The sequence below is a fragment of the Rudaea sp. 3F27F6 genome (assembly GCF_005503555.1).
GTDB lineage: Bacteria > Pseudomonadota > Gammaproteobacteria > Xanthomonadales > Rhodanobacteraceae > Rudaea.
Window position 1 is genome coordinate 153,415 of sequence record NZ_SCNG01000004.1, and the last position, 17,704, is coordinate 171,118.

Annotated in this window: 13 protein-coding genes; 4 read left to right on the forward strand and 9 right to left on the reverse strand. The window is 64.9% G+C overall.

Annotated elements, in window-relative coordinates; genetic code table 11:
* Positions 1-75 precede the first annotated feature (75 nt).
* A complete protein-coding gene (locus tag FFS30_RS16095; protein WP_137914204.1) occupies positions 76-573 on the forward strand; it encodes an Mpo1-like protein in 498 nt (165 codons plus the stop codon).
* 120 nt (positions 574-693) lie between these two features.
* On the opposite strand, the gene FFS30_RS16100 is transcribed toward FFS30_RS16095, so the two are convergent.
* The 3 genes from FFS30_RS16100 to FFS30_RS16110 all read right to left on the reverse strand — a co-directional run bounded on the left by FFS30_RS16100 (position 694) and on the right by FFS30_RS16110 (position 5,397).
* Positions 694-2,025, reverse strand: coding sequence for an outer membrane protein transport protein (locus FFS30_RS16100; protein WP_137914205.1), 1,332 nt, complete (start codon positions 2,023-2,025; stop codon positions 694-696).
* Between the two features lie 27 nt (positions 2,026-2,052).
* Positions 2,053-4,266 carry a lipase gene (locus tag FFS30_RS16105; protein ID WP_171014671.1) on the reverse strand — a complete coding sequence of 738 codons (2,214 nt, stop codon included), beginning with the start codon at positions 4,264-4,266 and terminating at the stop codon, positions 2,053-2,055.
* Positions 4,267-4,509: 243 nt separating this feature from the next.
* Positions 4,510-5,397, reverse strand: coding sequence for an NAD-dependent epimerase/dehydratase family protein (locus FFS30_RS16110; protein WP_137914207.1), 888 nt, complete (start codon positions 5,395-5,397; stop codon positions 4,510-4,512).
* A gap of 147 nt (positions 5,398-5,544) precedes the next feature.
* On the opposite strand from FFS30_RS16110, the gene FFS30_RS16115 reads away from it, so the two are divergent.
* Positions 5,545-5,871 carry a hypothetical protein gene (locus FFS30_RS16115; RefSeq protein WP_137914208.1) on the forward strand — a complete coding sequence of 109 codons (327 nt, stop codon included), beginning with the start codon at positions 5,545-5,547 and terminating at the stop codon, positions 5,869-5,871.
* Between the two features lie 45 nt (positions 5,872-5,916).
* On the opposite strand, the gene FFS30_RS16120 is transcribed toward FFS30_RS16115, so the two are convergent.
* From FFS30_RS16120 to aceF, 4 genes are read right to left on the reverse strand one after another with little or no spacing between them, the layout of a single operon-like run.
* Positions 5,917-6,171 (reverse strand): hypothetical protein, encoded by a 255-nt coding sequence (locus tag FFS30_RS16120; protein ID WP_137914209.1) that lies wholly within the window; start codon positions 6,169-6,171, stop codon positions 5,917-5,919.
* Between the two features lie 28 nt (positions 6,172-6,199).
* On the reverse strand, positions 6,200-7,975 hold the full coding sequence (gene lpdA / locus FFS30_RS16125; protein ID WP_137914210.1) for a dihydrolipoyl dehydrogenase: 1,776 nt from the start codon (positions 7,973-7,975) through the stop codon (positions 6,200-6,202).
* Between the two features lie 27 nt (positions 7,976-8,002).
* Entirely contained in the window at positions 8,003-8,539 is a 537-nt protein-coding gene (locus FFS30_RS16130; protein WP_137914211.1) for a DUF2059 domain-containing protein, read from the reverse strand.
* Positions 8,540-8,558: 19 nt separating this feature from the next.
* Positions 8,559-10,235: a dihydrolipoyllysine-residue acetyltransferase gene (gene aceF, locus FFS30_RS16135; RefSeq protein WP_137914212.1), complete on the reverse strand. Its 1,677-nt coding sequence runs from the start codon at positions 10,233-10,235 to the stop codon at positions 8,559-8,561.
* A 230-nt stretch (positions 10,236-10,465) separates the two neighbouring features.
* Between aceF and FFS30_RS16140 the strand changes: the two genes are divergently transcribed.
* Entirely contained in the window at positions 10,466-11,356 is an 891-nt protein-coding gene (locus FFS30_RS16140) for an ABC transporter ATP-binding protein (protein ID WP_137914213.1), read from the forward strand.
* A gap of 13 nt (positions 11,357-11,369) precedes the next feature.
* On the forward strand, positions 11,370-14,978 hold the full coding sequence (locus FFS30_RS16145) for a M1 family aminopeptidase (RefSeq protein WP_137914214.1): 3,609 nt from the start codon (positions 11,370-11,372) through the stop codon (positions 14,976-14,978).
* Between the two features lie 260 nt (positions 14,979-15,238).
* On the opposite strand, the gene FFS30_RS16150 is transcribed toward FFS30_RS16145, so the two are convergent.
* Entirely contained in the window at positions 15,239-16,972 is a 1,734-nt protein-coding gene (locus FFS30_RS16150; protein ID WP_137914491.1) for an alkaline phosphatase, read from the reverse strand.
* Positions 16,973-17,093: 121 nt separating this feature from the next.
* A complete protein-coding gene (locus FFS30_RS16155; protein ID WP_137914215.1) occupies positions 17,094-17,681 on the reverse strand; it encodes a hypothetical protein in 588 nt (195 codons plus the stop codon).
* Positions 17,682-17,704 lie beyond the last annotated feature (23 nt).

A 17,704-nucleotide genomic window follows, 5' to 3' on the forward strand; every position in this document is an offset into this window, starting at 1 on the left:
GACTGCTGCGGCGGCCCTTGCGCCGACCGTACGGCGCGGTATGCTGCTCGCGAGCGATACTTCCACGAGGCCGCCATGAACGAAGCTGCTCTGCATCCTCACGATACGCGCCGCGAAGTCGACCGCTGGCTCGGCGACTACAGCGAAGACCACCGCAACCCGACCAATATCACGATCCACTGGATTTGCGTGCCGGCGATCCTATGGACCGTCGTCGCCCTGCTCTGGGTCGTGCCGGTGCCGGCCATGCTCGGTCGTGCGGGGCTCTGGGCCGCCGCGGCGATGGTACTCGCGATCGCGTTCTATCTGCGCCTGTCGCGGCCACTCGCATTCTGCATGCTCGCGGTCTTCGTCGTCTTCGGCCTGATCACCGAAGCCCTGTACCGCGCGATCGGGCCTTCACAGCTAATGTGGCTCGCGATCGGCGTGTTCGTCGTCGCCTGGGTCGGCCAATTCATCGGCCACAAGATCGAAGGCAAGAAGCCGTCGTTCCTGACTGACCTCGCCTATCTCTTGATCGGCCCGGCCTGGATCGTCGCCAAGCTGATGCGGCGGATCGGCATCGCGTATTGAGGCCCGCATTTGCGGACAGCGGAATCGAGAAACGGACTGGCAGCCCATGCCCAAAAAGAAAGGCCGGCGCGAGCGCCGGCCTTTTTGTTTCGTCAAGCGGCGTATCCGCCGCCTGCATTCTCAGAACGTGTACTGACCGCCGACTGACAGCACATTGCCCTTGACGTTGAACGCGCCGACCAGCGTGCTCTTCGAGGGCGAAATGTCGTTGATCTTGGCGTCGTCGACGAACAGGTGCACGAAGGCCGCATCGAAGCGCAGATTCTCGCTGTACTGGTAGCCCGCGCCGACCGACAGCCAGACGCGCGAGTTGTCCGGCACCTTCGGATCGCGCGTCGCATCGCGCGTCGGCGTCTGATCGTAGGCGAGGCCTCCGCGCAGCGTCCAGCGCTCGTCGAGCTTGTAGTCGCCGCCGATCGAAGTGAACCAGGTGCTCTTGTAGCTGAAGTCTTCCGTGCTGCTCGGCTGCGCCGGGTTGGCATAGATGATCTGCAGGTTCTTGAAGCTCGACCAGTGCGTGTAGTTCGCGGTCACGCCGAAACTGAAGCGGTCGTTGACGGTGTGCCACCAGCCGACGTTCGCGTACCAGGGCGTGCTGAAAGCCGCTTTGCCGGGACCGCTGACGAAAGCGGGATTCAGCAGCGGCGCCAGGTTCGAAGGAACCAGGAACGTCGCCGTGCCGTCGATCGTGTTGTTGACCTGCGTGCGCAGGTTGAAACCGATGCGGTCGGCCGAGGTCGGCTTCCACAGCACACCCAGGCCCGCGCCCCAGCCCCAGGCAAAGCCCTTGAGGCCGGCCTGGCCGTCGGCTTCCTGCGGCAACACCGCGCCGCCGGTCGGCTTTGCGAGCAGCGCGCCGATGTCCACGTCCTGGACGATTTCTGCGGAAGTGCGCTGAGCGAAGATGCTCGCGCCGATCGACAGCTCGTCGGAAAGTTTCCACGACCCCGCGATGGTGATCGCGGGCGACTGCAGCTTCGTCTTGACCGAGTTGTAGCGGCCGATCCAGCGGTCGTCGTACTGGGTCTGGAAACCGAACGGCACCGACACGCCGAGGCCGAGCGCAAAGCGGTCGCTCAGCGGACGGATGTAATACGCCGACGGCACCGGAATCGTGTCGCCGCCGTCGCCGCCGTTGCCGCCGGTCATCGGCTGACCGAACGCATCGGCGCCGGTGCCGTGGAATTTGGCGCTGAAATTGATTGCCGAAACGATGCCGGCGACGCACGACGTGGTGAAGTCGCTCATCGCCGCGGGGTTGTTGACCACAGCCGAGCAGTCGCCCGGCGCGGCCGGGCCGCCACCCTGCGCACGGCCGAGGCCTTGCGCGGAGTTCTCGGTGAGCTGGAAGGCGCTCGCGTAGGCGCCCTGGCTGGCGATCGTGGCGGCGACGGCGAGGCTCAGCGCGGTCAGGGCCGGAACGATTCGCTTGTGTTGCTGGATTTTAGTCATGGCGAGATGTCCTTGAAGGTTCCGGGGTTATTGCTTGACGACGGCGCTGTTCGTGACCTGCACGGCCATGCCGTTGGAGCCGAAGAAGCTGGCGGCCTGGGTCTGCATTTCCACCGTGGCCTGCGGCGAGTAGCTCGGATCGAGCAACGAGCTGTGCGCGCCGGTGACGAACTGCACCGAGTTGCGGATGCCCGTCGCCGACTGCGTGCTCGCGCTGATCCGCGGCAGGCCGAGCACGGCGATGATCGGCAGGCCGCCGGACAGCGGCGAGGTCGCGACGGTATTCGGAATCACCTGGTCGGGCAGCCAATTGCCGTTCGCGTCGAAGTACTTCGGATTCGTCGCGTCGCCCTGCAGCGGCGGACTGCCGCCGACCACGGCCTGAGCGAGCAGGTTCTTCTTCGCCAGCACCGCGCCGGTGCCCGCGTCGCCCGCGTAATTGATCGGGTCGCCCGAGTCGATCACGCTCTGCGTCGCGACGACGAAGGTATTGAACTGCGGGGTGCCCGGCTGAATCCCGGCCGCGGCGAGGCCGGAGAGAATGACCGGACCGAACGTCGGCGAAGCGACGAGCAGATTGGTAATGCCGCCGCCCGGCACGTTGAGCACGGCGTTCTGCACGGCGGTGTTCGGCGTGTTCGCGAGCGCCATGAACGTGGTGCCCTCGATGCTGCCGAGCGAGATGCCGAGGAAGGCGACGCGCGAGGCGTCGAACAACGGCGTGCCGTCGAGACCGACGACCGAAGGAATCGCCGTGCGCAATTGGAGCAGGTCGGACACGCCCTGGCGCAGGTTGTCGCGCGAAGTGCGCAGGCTGGTCAGATTGATGAAGTACGAACCCGACGAAGCGACCGTGCCCGGGATGGGCTGGTTGGTCGTCGGATCGATCTGCGGCAGATCGAAGGTACGCTCACCCGTGATCAGGCCGGCCGCCGGGGACCCGGCGAGCAGATTGTTGCGGTAGAACGGATTGGTCGGATCGACGCCGTGCAGCGGCAGATCGATCGCGATCGCGGCGAAGCCGGCCTGGGTCAGCGCAGCAACCGCGGCGAGCATCGTCGTGCGGTTGCTCGTGATGCCGTGCTGGTAGATCACCACCGGCCAGCCGGCCGCGGGCTTGGTCTTGCCCGAGTTCGCGTTCGGCACGCTCATGATGACCGGTACGGTCTGGTTCGAAGTCGCGACCGGCAGCGGGTTGGCCGCGGTCACGTGCGTCGAAGTCGGATCGAGGCCGAGAGCGTTACATGAGGCAACCGTGCCGCACGGCGGAGCCGACCAATATCCGGTCAGCGGGCCGGTCGGATTGCTCTGGGTCGGCGCCGACAGGTAATACGGAACGGTCAAGGCGCCGACATAGATATCGGCGATCGGCGGCTGGGTCGGAATCAAGTCGGCCAGGGTCTTGCCGATCGGCACGACGGCGATGTTCTGGTTCGGCTGCGCGTCGACGACGCCGGTCATGGCCTGCAGGCTGACCGTCGTCGCCTGCGTCGTCGCCGTCCAAGACAGCACGATGCTGGCCGGGTCGACGCCCGCGCCCTTCGCCGCCGCTTCCTGCAGATTGGTCAGCTGGCGCAGCGGTTCGAGCTGGCAGGCCGAATTGTCGTCCAGCGCGATCAGCGTCGATTTGCCGCCCGTGCAGAGCGGATTGGGACGCTTGGCGAAACCGTAGATCAGCGATGAGCGCACCGGCGTGCCGCCCGCGTCGGTGATGCCATTGGTCAGCACCGCCATGTACGACGTCAGCTGCTTGAGCGGCTTGGTCGGCACAAGAGCAAGCGTCGCACCGCTGGCGCCATTGGCGGCCAGCGTGGCGACGTATTCCTGCGGCGAGGCGAGTTCGCGCACGACGCCGGTGACGGCGCCAGACGCTTTATCGGTCTTCACCTCATAAAGATGCACGCTCTTGGTGGCGGCAACGCTGGCCGGCGTCAGCGGCCCGGCGAAGGTCGTGCTCCACGGCGCGATCGTGCTGAATCCGTCGAGCGAATTCAGCGCGTTGTATACAGCAGCCTGCGCGGCCGGCGTGCCGGGCGCGATCGGGATATTGAGAGTCAGGTCCTTCGAACCCTGGCGCAGCAGGTCGGTCGGGAACGGCACGGTGCTCGTGGTCGGATCGAACTGCGCGGTTACGCGCAGCGGCACGGGTGCGGTGTAGTCGTAGGCTTGCGCGCTCTGGCCGGCAAGCGCCGCCAGCAGCAGGGACGGCAAAATCAGGGGGCTGAAGCTGGGTCTGCGCATGGTTTTCTCCTCCGCGCGGGGCGGCATGCTGGTGGAAAATCAAGAATTCAAACGCTTGTTTCGAGCGATTATGCCGAGAAGTCGACGGCTCGGCTCGCTGCATCGCAACACTGGCTGCGTCATCGTGACCGCGCATAGCCGCAGCCGGATGAGAGCCATCCGTCCGCTGGTCATTCGTGGAGTCGCGCCGGTCATCCGCATTCCCCGTGTTCTTCGCGATCTTCTGCCTTGCCTCCGCCGCAGTCAATCGCGGCCGGAGGAATCTGCGGAACCGAGCACGTCCTGCGCGCGGAACGGGCGCGGCGCATACGCGAAGTCGCGCATCGCGGCGGCATTGTCTGCAATCAGCGGCTCCGTCAGGCGCGCAAGCGCGCCCGCGCCGATGCGTCCGCGCGCGAGGCGCACGCCGACGCGCAACAGAGTCAGAGGAACCGGCAAGGCCAGCGCCAACCGCGGTGGTCCGATCGCGATGCGCCGGAGCATCGCGTCGAAGCGCAGGCGCTCGCCGCCACCGAGCGGGTATATTTTTGCAAAAGTGGATTCATTGCCAAGCGCGGCCAAGCAGGCCTCGGCCAGATCGGCCGCGTGCACCGGCTGACGCAATCCGTCGGCGCCGAGCGGAATCGGCAGCATGCGCCAGCGCCGCGCGAAACGCGCGATCGGTGCGAGGCTGCGGTCGCGGCCCGTTCCGTAAATCAGGGTCGGGCGGAAGATCGTGGCGTCGATCTCGTGCTCACGCGCGTCGCCCATCAGCAGCGTTTCGGCATCGCGCAGGCGCACGCTCAAAGCGCGTTCGGCCGCATCGATCGAATCGCGCTTGCTCTCCGCGCTCATCGAGCTGAGCGCAATGACGCGCCTTGTCTCGGCGCCGAGCGCATGCGTCGAGACCGCGCGCGCAAACCAGGCCGCGAACGCATCGAGCGGACCGAAACTCAGAACGATATTCACCGGCGGTGGCGGCGGCACCTCGCCGCAGAGATCGCCGCGCAGCCATTCGATCTTCGCCGTCGCGCGCGCGTCCGTGGGAATACTACGGCTGACGGCGAGCACGCGATCGCCGCGCGCGGCGAGCTTCGGCAGCAGGAATTGTCCGACCACGCCGCTCGCACCGAACACCAAAATCGTCGCCACCTTGCCGCTCCGAGAACGCATCGCGGCAAGTTTACCGTCGCGCCGTGCGCCCGCACCGCCACGGTCGCGACGCAACGTAAATTTCGCAAGTCGCGACAAGGCTTGCGCTATGCTTCCGCCTCCCCGACACAACGGCGCGGAGTCAGCATGATCGCTCGCATCTGGCGCGGAATCACGCCGAAGGAAAAGGCCGACGACTACCTCGCCTACCTCGACCAGACCGGCCTTGCCGACTACGCGAAGACACCGGGCAACCGTGGCGTCACGGTTCTGCGCCGCGACCAGGGCGAGCATTGCGAAATCGTACTGATGTCACTATGGGATTCGATGAGCGCCGTGCGCGAGTTCGCCGGCGAGAACCCCGAGAAGGCGGTCTACTACCCCGAAGACGAACAGTATCTGCTGCAGATGGAGCCGCTCGTGCGGCACTACGAAGTGGCGCGGCAGATCGCGCCGGGAGAAGCCCTGCCGTAGATTGCAAACTGGGTACGCGGCCCAGTTTGCAATGCGCGGCTTAGGTCATTGCGGCGCGTTGGCTTTTTTCGCCGACTTTTCTTCTTCGACGTGCGGCGGCACGGGCTGGCCTTCTTTTTCGTCGCGCCGATCGAAGACAAGAGCCCTGCCAAACACCAGCTGCAGCCAGCCGGGGTAGGTACACGCATGATCGACTACCGCGCCTATGCCGCCGCCGATAAGAATGTTCCCGAACATTCCCGCATTGACGCGGGATATCGCAGTGCCCTTCGCATCCGCCGTATCCGGATACTTGCACACCACTTCGACACTGAGCTGTAAACGCTACCTACTTTTTCTTCGGAATGTACAAATCCGTAATCGTGCCTTCGTAAACCTCCGCCGCCATGCCGACCGATTCGCTCAGGGTCGGATGCGGATGCACGGTCGCGCCGATGTCGGCCGCTTCGCAGCCCATTTCGATCGCGAGCGCGAGTTCGGTGATCAGTTCGCCTGCATTCACGCCGGTAATGCCCGCGCCGATGATCTTGTGTGTGGCCTCATCGAAGATCAGCTTGGTGAAGCCCTCGGTGCGCGCGATGCCGATCGCGCGGCCCGAAGCGACCCACGGGAACTTGCCGATACCGTAGTGGATGCCCTTGGCTTTCGCCTCGGTCTCGGTGACGCCGACCCAGGCCACTTCGGGATCGGTATAGGCGACGCTCGGAATCACACGCGCGACGAACTCGCTCTTCTGCCCCGCGCAGACTTCCGCCGCGACTTTGCCTTCGTGCGTCGCCTTGTGCGCGAGCATCGGCTGGCCGACGAGATCGCCGATCGCGAAGATGTGCGGCACGTTGGTGCGCATCTGCTTGTCGACCGGAATGAAGCCGCGGTCGGTGACCTGCACGCCGGCCTTGTCCGCGTCGATCTTCTTGCCGTTCGGTGAGCGGCCGATGGCGACGAGCACGCGGTCGTAGACCTGTGGTTCGGGTGCCTTCTCGCCTTCGAACGTCGCCTTCAGCCCTTCCTTGTTCGATTCGATCTTGGCGACCTTCACCTTGAGATGGATACCGGCGTAGCGTTTGGACAAACGCGTTGCGAGCGGCTTGACCAGATCGGGATCGGCGCCCGGCATCAGTTGGTCCATCAACTCGACCACGGTCACCTGCGCGCCGAGCGCTTCGTACACGCACGCCATTTCAAGGCCGATGATGCCGCCGCCGACGACGAGCAGTTTCTTCGGCACGTCCTGCAGCAGCAGCGCATCGGTCGAATCCATCATGCGCGGGTCTTCCCACGGGAAGCCCGGCAGCTTCACCGCCTGCGAGCCCGCGGCGATGATGCACTTTTCAAAACGGACGAGCTTGCTGCCGTCCTTGGTTTCGACTTCGATCTCGTTCGGCGAAACGAACTTGCCGACGCCCTGCACGACCGTGACCTTGCGCTGCTTGGCCATGCCGGCAAGGCCGCCGGTGAGCTGCGCGACGACCTTGTTCTTGAACGCGCCGAGCTTGGCGATGTCGATTTTCGGTGCGCCGAAGTCGATGCCGATTTCGCCGGCGTGACTCGCTTCGTCGATCACCTTGGCCGCGTGCAGCAACGCCTTCGACGGAATGCAGCCGACGTTGAGGCAGACGCCGCCGAGTGCCGCATAGCGCTCGATCAGCACGGTGTTCATGCCGAGATCGGCGCTGCGGAACGCGGCCGTGTAGCCGCCGGGACCCGAGCCGAGCACGACGACCTGACACTCGACGTCGGCCTTGCGTCCCGATGCGCCCGCGGCCTTCGGTGCCGGCGCCGCAGCGGCCGGGGTCGGTGCGGCAGCGGGAGCAGCGGCAGGCGCGGCTTTCGGCGCTTCGGCCTTCGCCGGCGCGGCACCCGCGCCTTCGCTTTCAATGATCGCGACGACATGCCCCTCGGAAATCTCGTCGCCGAGTTTGACCTTGATTTCCTTGACCACGCCGGCCGACGATGCAGGCACTTCCATCGTCGCCTTGTCCGATTCGAGCGTGACGAGGCCCTGGTCCTTGCTCACCGTGTCGCCCGGTTTGACCAGGATTTCGATGACGGGAATGTTGGTGTAGTCGCCGATATCGGGGACTTTGACTTCCGTGATAGCCATATTCTTCTTTCTTCAAATGGAGGAGTGCTACTTGGTCTCAGACTGACTGGCAGCCGATTTGCAAGCCGCGGCTATTTTTTGCCCGTAGCTCTGACCCAGTTTTTGCAACTCCGGCGTAACTGCATGTACTCGGGCCTGCGCGATTTGCATCGACTTCTGCGTCAGTTGAGGCATGCGTTCGAGCAATTTCTTACCAAGCGGAGATTGGTAGAACTCGATGATCTGATGCAGTTCGTCTTCGCTGAACACTTCGGCATAGACCGCAGCCACATCCACCTTGAAATCGTTAGAAGACAGCACGCCCGTCATAAGGTCCGCCGTCTTGCCGCCAAACTCGCCGACGATGGGTTTGGCAGCCTCACATTTGGCGGTTGACTCAAGCTGTTTTTCCATAATTGCGCGCGTTTGCGTCTGCACGCTTTGCATCATCTTGTCGAACTGTACGACTTGAACCAGTTCCAAAGCGAGTTTGGTTTTGTTGTCGGTTGGAGCAGGATTCTGCTCTGCGCCAAAAACCGCCGGCGCCACCGCGACAAATACGAGAGCAAGGAATTTGTTCAACACGATGTTCTCCCTTTAATCATCAGAGCAAACTGCGGCGCATATCGGCCAACAGCTGAGCCAGATAAGCGGTGAACCGCGCCGCCAGTGCACCGTCGATCACGCGGTGGTCGTAGCTGAGCGACAGCGGCAGGATCAGGCGCGGCTGGAAGGCCTTGCCGTCCCACACCGGCTTCATCGCCGACTTGGTCACGCCGAGGATGGCGACTTCGGGCGCGTTGACGATCGGCGTGAACGAAGTGCCGCCGATGCCGCCGAGCGAGGAGATCGAGAAGCAGCCGCCGGACATTTCCGCCGGGCCAAGCTTGCCTTCGCGCGCCTTCGCCGCGAGCGCCGAGATTTCCTTCGCGCTGTCGACGATGCCTTTCTTGTCGGCATCCTTGAGCACCGGCACGACGAGGCCGTTCGGCGTATCCGCAGCGAAGCCGATGTGGAAGTATTTCTTCAGCACGAGGTTCTCGCCGGTCGCATCGAGCGAGGCGTTGAACTGCGGAAATTTCTTCAGCGCCGCGACCACGGCCTTGATCAGGAAGCCGAGCATGGTGAACTTGACCCCGGCCTTCTCGTATTCCTTGTTCAGGGCGACGCGCAGCGCTTCGAGTTCGGTGATGTCGGCATCGTCGTTGTGAGTGACGTGCGGAATCATCACCCAGTTGCGCGCGAGGTTGGCGCCGGAAATCTTCTGGATGCGCGAGAGCGGCTTGGTCTCCACTTCGCCGAACTTGGCGAAGTCGACCTTCGGCCACGGCAGCAGATCGAGACCGACGCCACCGCCGGCCGCAGCCTTCGGCGCCGCGGTCGCGCCTGAGAGCGCGGCCTTGACGTACTTCTGCACGTCTTCCTTGGAGATGCGTCCCTTGCGTTCGCTGCCGGAGACCTTGCTCAGATCGACGCCAAGCTCGCGCGCGAACAGGCGCACGGCGGGACTCGCGTACGGCACCTTGTCGGGCATCACCGTGTCGGCGCCGAAATTGATCGGCGGCGAACTCGGGCTGCCGGCCGCGACGACCGGAGCCGCCGCAGGTGCGGGCGCCGGAGCGGATGCGGACGGCGCGGGCGCAGCGGCCTTCGCCGCGGACGCTGCGGAAGCTGCAGCCGGCGCAGGCGCGGCACCGGCCGCTTCGATCAATGCGACGACATGGCCTTCGGCGACTTCATCGCCGACCTTGACCTTGAGTTCCTTGACCACGCCGGCGACCGACGACGGTACTTCCATCGTCGCCTTGTCCGATTCGAGAGTAACGAGACCCTGGTCTTTCGCCACCGTATCGCCGACTTTTACTAGCACTTCGATGACCGGCACGCCGCTGTAGTCGCCGATGTCGGGAACCTTGGCTTCCTGCACGCCACCGCCCGAGGCGGCCGGCGCAGGCGCCGGGGCGGGCGCTTCGGCCTTGGCTGCAGGAGCGGGAGCCGGCGCGGCCTTGGCCGCGGCGGGTGCCGGAGCCGGCGCGGCGGCGCCGCTTTCGATCAGCGCGACCACATGGCCTTCGGAAATCTCGTCGCCGAGCTTGACCTTGATTTCTTTCACTACGCCGGCCACGGACGACGGCACTTCCATCGTCGCCTTGTCCGACTCGAGCGTGACCAAGCCTTGGTCCTTCGTTACGGTGTCGCCCGGTTTGACCAGGATCTCGATCACCGGCACGTTGGTGTAATCGCCGATATCCGGCACCTTGGCTTCTACGACTTCGGCCATGCTCCCTCCTCAAAGGCGCGTCGGCCGCCGTAGGCGTCGCGCCGGGTCTGATCAAACCTCGAATCTGCTGCGAAACGGGGCGCGGCGAGGCCGCCTCTCCATCATAATCCGATCCGCCGATTACGCCTATTCGATTTTCCTCGTGACTTTCGATATTGGCATGCGCTTTCGGTGCGCACTACCCTCGCTCAGTTTCGACCGCCTCGCCAACCCAGCCGCAAGGACCCGTCATGCTCGCGATCCGCAACCTGTCGAAAACCTATGCCAACGGCGTGCAGGCGCTGAAGGACATCACCCTCGATATCCCGAACGGCATGTTCGGCCTGCTCGGCCCGAACGGCGCGGGCAAGTCGACGCTGATGCGCACGATCGCGACCTTGCAGGACCCCGATGCGGGCACGATCCATCTCGACGGACTCGACGTGCTCGCCGACAAACAGGCCGCGCGGCAGACGCTCGGTTATCTGCCGCAGGAATTCGGCGTCTATCCGAAAGTCACCGCCGAAGTGATGCTCGATCATTTCGCCGTGCTCAAGGGCGTGACCGACAAGAAGGAACGCAAGGGGCTCGTCGAAGCCCTGCTGCGTCAGGTCAATCTCTGGGAGAAGCGCTACTACAAGCTCGGCACGTTTTCCGGCGGCATGCGCCAGCGTTTCGGCATCGCCCAGGCACTGATCGGCCAGCCGCGCCTGATCATCGTCGACGAGCCGACCGCGGGCCTCGATCCGGAAGAGCGCAATCGCTTTCTCAACCTGCTCGCCGAAGTCGGCGAACAAGTCGTCGTGATCCTGTCCACCCACATTGTCGACGACGTGACCGACCTGTGCCCGCGCATGGCGATCATCGCGCAGGGCCAGCTACGCCTGGTCGGCGAGCCGCGCGAGGCGATCCGCTCACTCGACGGACGCGTGTGGCGCAAGACCCTGACGAAAGACGAACTCGCCCAGGTACGCGAGCGCATGAACGTGCTGTCGTCGCGCCTGATCGCCGGCCAGCCGGTCGTGCACGTGCTTGCCGACACAAGTCCCGGCGACGGCTTCGTCGCGGTGCCGCCGAATCTCGAAGACGTCTACTTCGGCGAGCTGCGCCGCGCCGCCGCTCCCGTCGCGCAAGCGGCCTGAAGGGACTCACATCATGTTAGGAAAAATCCTCGCGTTCGAGCGCAGGCTGATCCTGCGCAGCCCGCTGTTCTGGATCGTCGCGCTCGTGTTCGGCGCAATCGCCTTCGGTTCGATGGCCTCCGACAACGTCAGCTTCGGCGGCGGCATCGGCAATGTGCACCGCAATGCGCCGCTGGTCGTGATCAACCTGCTCGCCGCGTTCAGCCTGTTGTCGATCCTGCTCGTGACGATCTTCATCGCCGGCGCCGCGCTGCGCGATTTCGAGCAGAACACGGCCGAACTGTTCTTCACCACGCCGATCAAGAAGCGCGACTACCTGCTCGGCCGTTTCGGCGGCGGCTTCATCGCCGCGTTCGGCGTGATGGTCGTCGCCGCGCTCGGCCTCTGGCTCGGCAGCACGATGCCGTGGCTCGATCCGGCGCGGCTCGGTCCGACCTCGTTCGCCGCGTACCTGTGGTCGTTCGGCATCCTCGTGATCCCGAATCTGCTGTTCATCGCCGCCCTGATGTTCGCCTTCGCGACGCTGACGCGCTCGATGCTCTACACCTACCTCGGCGCGATCGCGTTCATCGTGCTGCATACGGTCGCCGAGAGCATGACGTCGAATCTCGATGCGCGCTGGGTCGGCGCCCTGCTCGATCCGTTCGGTGGCAACGCGCTCAACGAGATCACGCGCTACTGGTCGGCCAACGACAACAACTCGCGCCTGCCACCGCTGTCGGGCTGGCTGCTCGCCAACCGTGCGCTCTGGCTCGCAGTCAGCGCAGCGCTGCTGTTCGGCGCCTTCAGATTGTTCCGTGCCGACCGTGAAGGCCTGCGCCTGTTCCGGCGCAAGGCCGCGGCAAGCGCAGCGCCGGCAAGCGGCACATCCACGCCGAGCGGCACGATCGCACTGCCCGCCGTGCGCCTGCAGAGTTCGTTCGGCGCGCAGTGGCGCCAGTTCCTGCATCAGACCTGGTTCGACCTGCGCAGCGTGCTCGCCGGCGCGCCGTTCCTCGTCATGCTCGTGCTCGGCCTGCTGGTCATGTTCACTGTGCTCAGCTTCGGCGGCGAGTTATACGGCACCAAGGTGCTGCCGGTCACCGCGAACATGAGCCGCGTGCTCGCCGGCGGCATGGGACTGTTCCTGACCCTCGTGCTCGCGGTCTACGCGGGTGAGCTGATCTGGCGCGAGCGCACGCTGCGCGTCGCCGAAGTCAGCGACGCCTGCGCCGCACCGAACTGGGTGCCGCTCGCGGCCAAGCTCGTCGCCCTCGTCGGCATGATCGCGGCCTTCGTCATTGTCTGTGTCGTGTTCTGCATCGGCTGGCAACTGACGCACGGCTACACCCACCTGCAGCTCGACCTGTACGCCAAGATCGCCGTACTCGCGGCGCTGCCGTTCGTGCTGACCGCGGCGCTGTTCGTGTTCCTGCAGACGATCAGCGAGAACAAGTTCTTCGGTTATCTGCTCGTTGTCGCCTTCCTCGTCGCCCAGTTCGCCCTGCCGATGCTCGGCTGGAACCATCCGCTCTACAACTTCGGCAAAGCCCCGCCGCTGCCGCTGTCGGACATGAACGGCTACGGCCATTTCCTCGCCCCGAACCTGATCTTCCGCGCCTACTGGGGCGCACTCGCCGCGGCGCTGCTCGTCGTCGCCGCGGCGTTCTGGCCGCGCGGCACCGGCGCGAGCTTCGGCGAACGCACGCGGCGCGCGTTCGCCCGGCTGCGCGGCGGCAGGCCGTTGTATGCCATAGCCGCACTGCTCGTCGTCTTCATCGGACTCGGCGCGTGGATCTTCTACAACACGAACATCCTCAACACATACCGTTCCGAGGACGCCGGCAAGGAGCGCCTCGCCAACTACGAAAAAACCTATCGCGCCGCATGGAAGGACCGCGCGCAGCCGCGCATCACCGCGGTCAAGGCCGACGTCGACATTTATCCCGACGAACTGCGCGTTATCGTGCGCGGGCATTACCGCCTGGAGAACAAGACCGCCGCGCCGATCGACGAACTGTTCGTTCACTTCGAACATACGGACAAGGTGAAGAAGCTCGACTTCGCGCCGCACAGCGTGGTCAAGCGCGACCAGGACTACGAGCTGGAAATCTACAAACTCGCCACACCGATGGCGCCCGGCGCCGCAATGGATTTCGATTTCGAAATCGAACTCGGCCAGGACGGTTTTTCCGTCGACGGCGGTGAGAAGCAGATCGTCTACAACGGCACCTTCTTCAACAGCGGCGAGCTGCCGCAGTTCGGCTACCGCGAACGCGGGCAGTTGTCCGACCGCAACGACCGGCGCAAGTACGGCCTGCCCGAGCTGCCGCGCATGGCGCCGATCGACGACATGAAGGCGCGCGGCGACACCTACATCTCTCGCGATGCCGACTGGGTCGACTTCGAGACCACCGTATCCACCGTGCCTGACCAGATCGCGCTCGCACCGGGCTATCTGCAGCGCGAATGGACGGCAAAAGACGCCGCCGGCCGCGAGCGCCGCTATTTCCAGTACAAGTCGGACACGAAGATCCTCAACTTCTTCTCCTGGCTGTCGGCGCGCTGGGCGGTGAAGAAGGATCGCTGGAACGACGTCGCGATCGAGATCTATTACGACCCGCAGCACGCCTACAACATCGACCGCATGATCGAGTCGGTGAAGAAGTCACTCGATTACTACACGAAGAACTTCTCGCCGTACCAGTTCCGCCAGGTGCGCATCCTCGAGTTCCCAAACTACGCGGCCTTCGCGCAGAGCTTCGCCAACACGATTCCGTATTCCGAATCGATCGGCTTCATCGCCGACCTGTCCGACAAAGACGCGGTCGACTACGTGTTCTATGTCACCGCGCACGAAGTCGCGCACCAGTGGTGGGCGCACCAGGTGATCGGCGCCAACGTGCAGGGCGCGACCATGCTGTCGGAATCGTTCGCCCAGTACTCCGCGCTCATGGTCATGGAGCACGAGTACGGCGCCGGCCAGATGCGCAAGTTCCTCAAGTACGAGCTCGACCGCTATCTCGCGACGCGCGCGACCGAGCGGGTCAAGGAAAACCCGCTCGCGCTCAACGAGAACCAGCAGTACATCCACTACAACAAGGCCTCGGTCGTGCTCTACGCGCTCAAGGACTACATCGGCGAAGACACGCTGAATGCCGCGCTCGCCGCGTTCATCAAGGCCAAGGCGTTCCAGCAGCCGCCGTACACGACGTCGTACGAGTTCCTCGACACCCTGCGCGCCGGCACCGACCCGGAGTGGGCCGGCCTGATCGACGATCTGTTCAACAAGATCACCTTCTTCGACAACCGCGTGACCCGCGCAACGGCAAAGAAACGCGCCGACGGCAAGTACGATCTGACCCTCGAACTGCACGCCGAGAAAAAGTATACCGACGGCATCGGCAAGGAAAGCGACGGCAAGATCGACCTGCCGATCGACATCGGCGTGTTCGCCAAGGCGGCCGACGGCAAGGAGGCAAACCAGAAAGTGCTGTACCTGGAAAAGCGCGAGATCAAGGACGGCGACAGCACGATCACGCTCACCGTCGACGGCGAACCCTACGAGGCCGGCATCGATCCGTACAACAAGCTCGTCGATCGCAACTCGAACGACAACCGCAAGAAGGTGACGGTGGAGTAAGCGTTGCCCTCCCCGCGATGGCGGGGAGGCGCGCATCGCCAAGCGCGGCTAAGCGGCGGCGAGTTTTCGCTCGCGATCCAGTTTGAACTTCAACCCGTTCGCGCTGCGTGCGGCTCGCACAGCGAGCGAAGTCAAAACACTTAGCCCTTCGACTTCGCCGCCGCGGGCCTGCGCTTGCGGCGAATTTCAAACGGGATCATTTCGATTCCGCCCGCGCATATCCGCAGCGCGGCTTCCCGCGCTGACGCAAAGCAAACGCCTTATTTCTTCGCCGGCATGGAATCGAGCAGCTTCTTGTACGCCGGCACATCGACCGGCACGCCGTCGGCATTGCAGCTGCCGAGCGCGCAGAGCTGTTTGCGGATCGGCTCGTTCGCCTGCGCGACGAGATGGAACAACGCGTTCTGTTCGAGGGAGCCGCGCACCGCCGCCGCGCCGGGGCCGCGCGCGAACACGGCGACATCTTCGCCGCTGTGCGTTTCCGCGCCGAGAGGGACGACCGCTTCCTGCATGTAGTCCGGCGCTTCGGTATCGACGTGATCGAGATCGGGCCGGCCGTGCTTCGCCGGGAAGAATGCGGTCGCATTGTGCGGATAGGTCTTCGGACCTTCGGCCTCGCGGTCGCTCGCGCCCGCATAACCCGGGCCGTTGGCGTAGCCGATCGTCGTGATCGCGCGGCCGGTCGCGTCGCGCGCGAGGTCCTTCGACGGTGCGCCTTCGCCGCTCGATCCGCGCAGCTTGCCGAGAATCGGGTTGCCGCGATTCGCGTAGCCCGCAAATGTCATCGTGTGCGAGTGGTCGGCGGTGACGAGGATCAAGGTGTCGTCGGCCGAGGTCAGTTCGGCCGCCGCGCGGATCGCATCGGAGAACGCAATCGTTTCGGTCAGCGCGCGATACGCGTTGCCGGCATGGTGGCCGTGATCGATGCGGCCGCCTTCGACCATGAGGAAAAATCCGTTCGGATTGTTCTTCAGCACGCCGATCGCGGCGCGCGTCATCTCGGCGAGACTCGGCTCGACCGCGGGCTTGGCCTGGGTGCGTTCGTACTCGTACAGCATGTGCTCGGGATTGAACAGGCCGAGCAGGTGCGTGGTCTTGGCCGGATCGAGCGCGGCGAGCTGCTGCGCATTCCACACGTAGGCCGCACCGGGCTTGGCCTGCCACTGCTTGATCAGGTCGTGCTTGTCGAGGCGCTTGCCGATCAGGCCGTCGTACTGCGGATCGGGCTGCGGCGCGAGCATGAATTCGGTGCGGCCGCCGCCGAGCGCGACGTTGAGGCCGCCGCCGAACGGAAACTCGACGAGCTGGCGCGCGAAGTCGACGCAGCCCTGCTCGCGCGCGTCGTCGGGCATCGCCATGTCGTATTCCCAGTCGCGTTCGGGCAGATGGCCGTAGGTCGCCGCCGGCGTCGCGTGGGTGATGCGCGTCGTCGTCACCGCGCCGGTCGCCATGCCGGCGCGCGCAGCGAGTTCGAGCGCGGTCACCGCTTCGTTGCCTTGCGCGGCCTTGCAGTCGCCGCGCTTGCCGATCTGGTTGACGCCGATCACGCCCGAGCGCGTCTTCACGCCGGTCATGATCGCGGTCATCGTGCCGGCCGAATCGGGTGTCTGGAAATCCGTCGTGTAAGTGCGCGACAGCGCCGTGTACGGGAACGTCTCGAAGCTCAGGCGGTTCTCTTCGCCCGAGGCGCCTTTGCGCTGGCCTTCGAGAATGCGCGCCGCGGCGATCGTGCCGGTGCTCATGCCGTCGCCGAGAAAGACGATGACGTTCTTCGCTTTCGCTTTTGCCGCCGGCAGATCGGCGCGGTTTGCAGCCGCCGCCGCCGCGCCGGCGCGGAACCACCAGGCCGGCGTCTCGCCGTCGGGATGTTTCACCGCGGCGACGTCGATCGTCGCGGCGACAGAAGGTTTCGTCGTCGCCGACGGTGCGGCGCAGGCGCCGAGGATGCCGCACAGCGCAGCGCAAAGCGGAACGAGCGCACGGTCGCGCAGCATCGTCGTCATCGTTGTCTCCCCAGTTCAGAACCCCAACGATTATCGACAAAATTGTGACGGCTTGACGAAATCGCCCCGTCCGCCGCGCGCCGGCGCGTGGCGGACGGGGCGATTGTCTCGATTACGGCGTGCGTTCCTTGTCGTTGTGCTTCTTGTCGTAAATGCGCGCGCTCTGGCGGTTTTCCTTGCGCTGGATGCGCGCCTGCTCGCCTGCGCCGACGTGGCCATTGGCGCCGGCATGCGCCTCGGAACGGTCGACGTGCGCCTGGCCGCGTTCGAGCGAGCCGGCTTCGCGATTGGTCAACTGGCCCGAGCGGATGCCCTGGTTGATGCGCGCTTCCTGATTGACGTTGCGCTGCACGTCGGCCTGCATGCGCTGCGAGGACACGGAGTTCGGATTGCCGGTGACGCCGTTGTGCTTGTCCTTGTAGATGTCGGCGCTGACATGGTTCTGCTCGCGCTGGATCTGCGCTTTCTCGCCGGCGGTCAGCGGCCCGTTCTTCATGTCGCGCGCCTCGGTGGCATCGACGCGCTTTTCCTGGTTTTCCAGACTCGCGGCTTCCCTGGTCGAGAGTTGGCCCGACTGCAGGCCCTGCTCGATGCGTTTCTGCTGGTCGGTGTCGCGCGCGGTTTCGGTCGCGGCGTTTTGTGCGTGCGCGCCGAGCGAAAACAGCACGGCGGCGGCGATGGCGATCAATTGACGTTGCATATTCATTCTCCCTTTTCGGTTGG

Bases quoted from the DNA above. Each gene is read 5' to 3' on its own strand.
- FFS30_RS16095 (WP_137914204.1), top strand. From the start codon at position 76: ATGAACGAAGCTGCTCTGCATCCTCACGATACGCGCCGCGAAGTCGAC.
- FFS30_RS16100 (WP_137914205.1), bottom strand. From the start codon at position 2,025: ATGACTAAAATCCAGCAACACAAGCGAATCGTTCCGGCCCTGACCGCG.
- FFS30_RS16105 (WP_171014671.1), bottom strand. From the start codon at position 4,266: ATGCGCAGACCCAGCTTCAGCCCCCTGATTTTGCCGTCCCTGCTGCTG.
- FFS30_RS16115 (WP_137914208.1), top strand. From the start codon at position 5,545: ATGATCGCTCGCATCTGGCGCGGAATCACGCCGAAGGAAAAGGCCGAC.
- lpdA (WP_137914210.1), bottom strand. From the start codon at position 7,975: ATGGCTATCACGGAAGTCAAAGTCCCCGATATCGGCGACTACACCAAC.
- aceF (WP_137914212.1), bottom strand. From the start codon at position 10,235: ATGGCCGAAGTCGTAGAAGCCAAGGTGCCGGATATCGGCGATTACACC.
- FFS30_RS16140 (WP_137914213.1), top strand. From the start codon at position 10,466: ATGCTCGCGATCCGCAACCTGTCGAAAACCTATGCCAACGGCGTGCAG.
- FFS30_RS16145 (WP_137914214.1), top strand. From the start codon at position 11,370: ATGTTAGGAAAAATCCTCGCGTTCGAGCGCAGGCTGATCCTGCGCAGC.
- FFS30_RS16150 (WP_137914491.1), bottom strand. From the start codon at position 16,972: ATGCTGCGCGACCGTGCGCTCGTTCCGCTTTGCGCTGCGCTGTGCGGC.
- FFS30_RS16155 (WP_137914215.1), bottom strand. From the start codon at position 17,681: ATGCAACGTCAATTGATCGCCATCGCCGCCGCCGTGCTGTTTTCGCTC.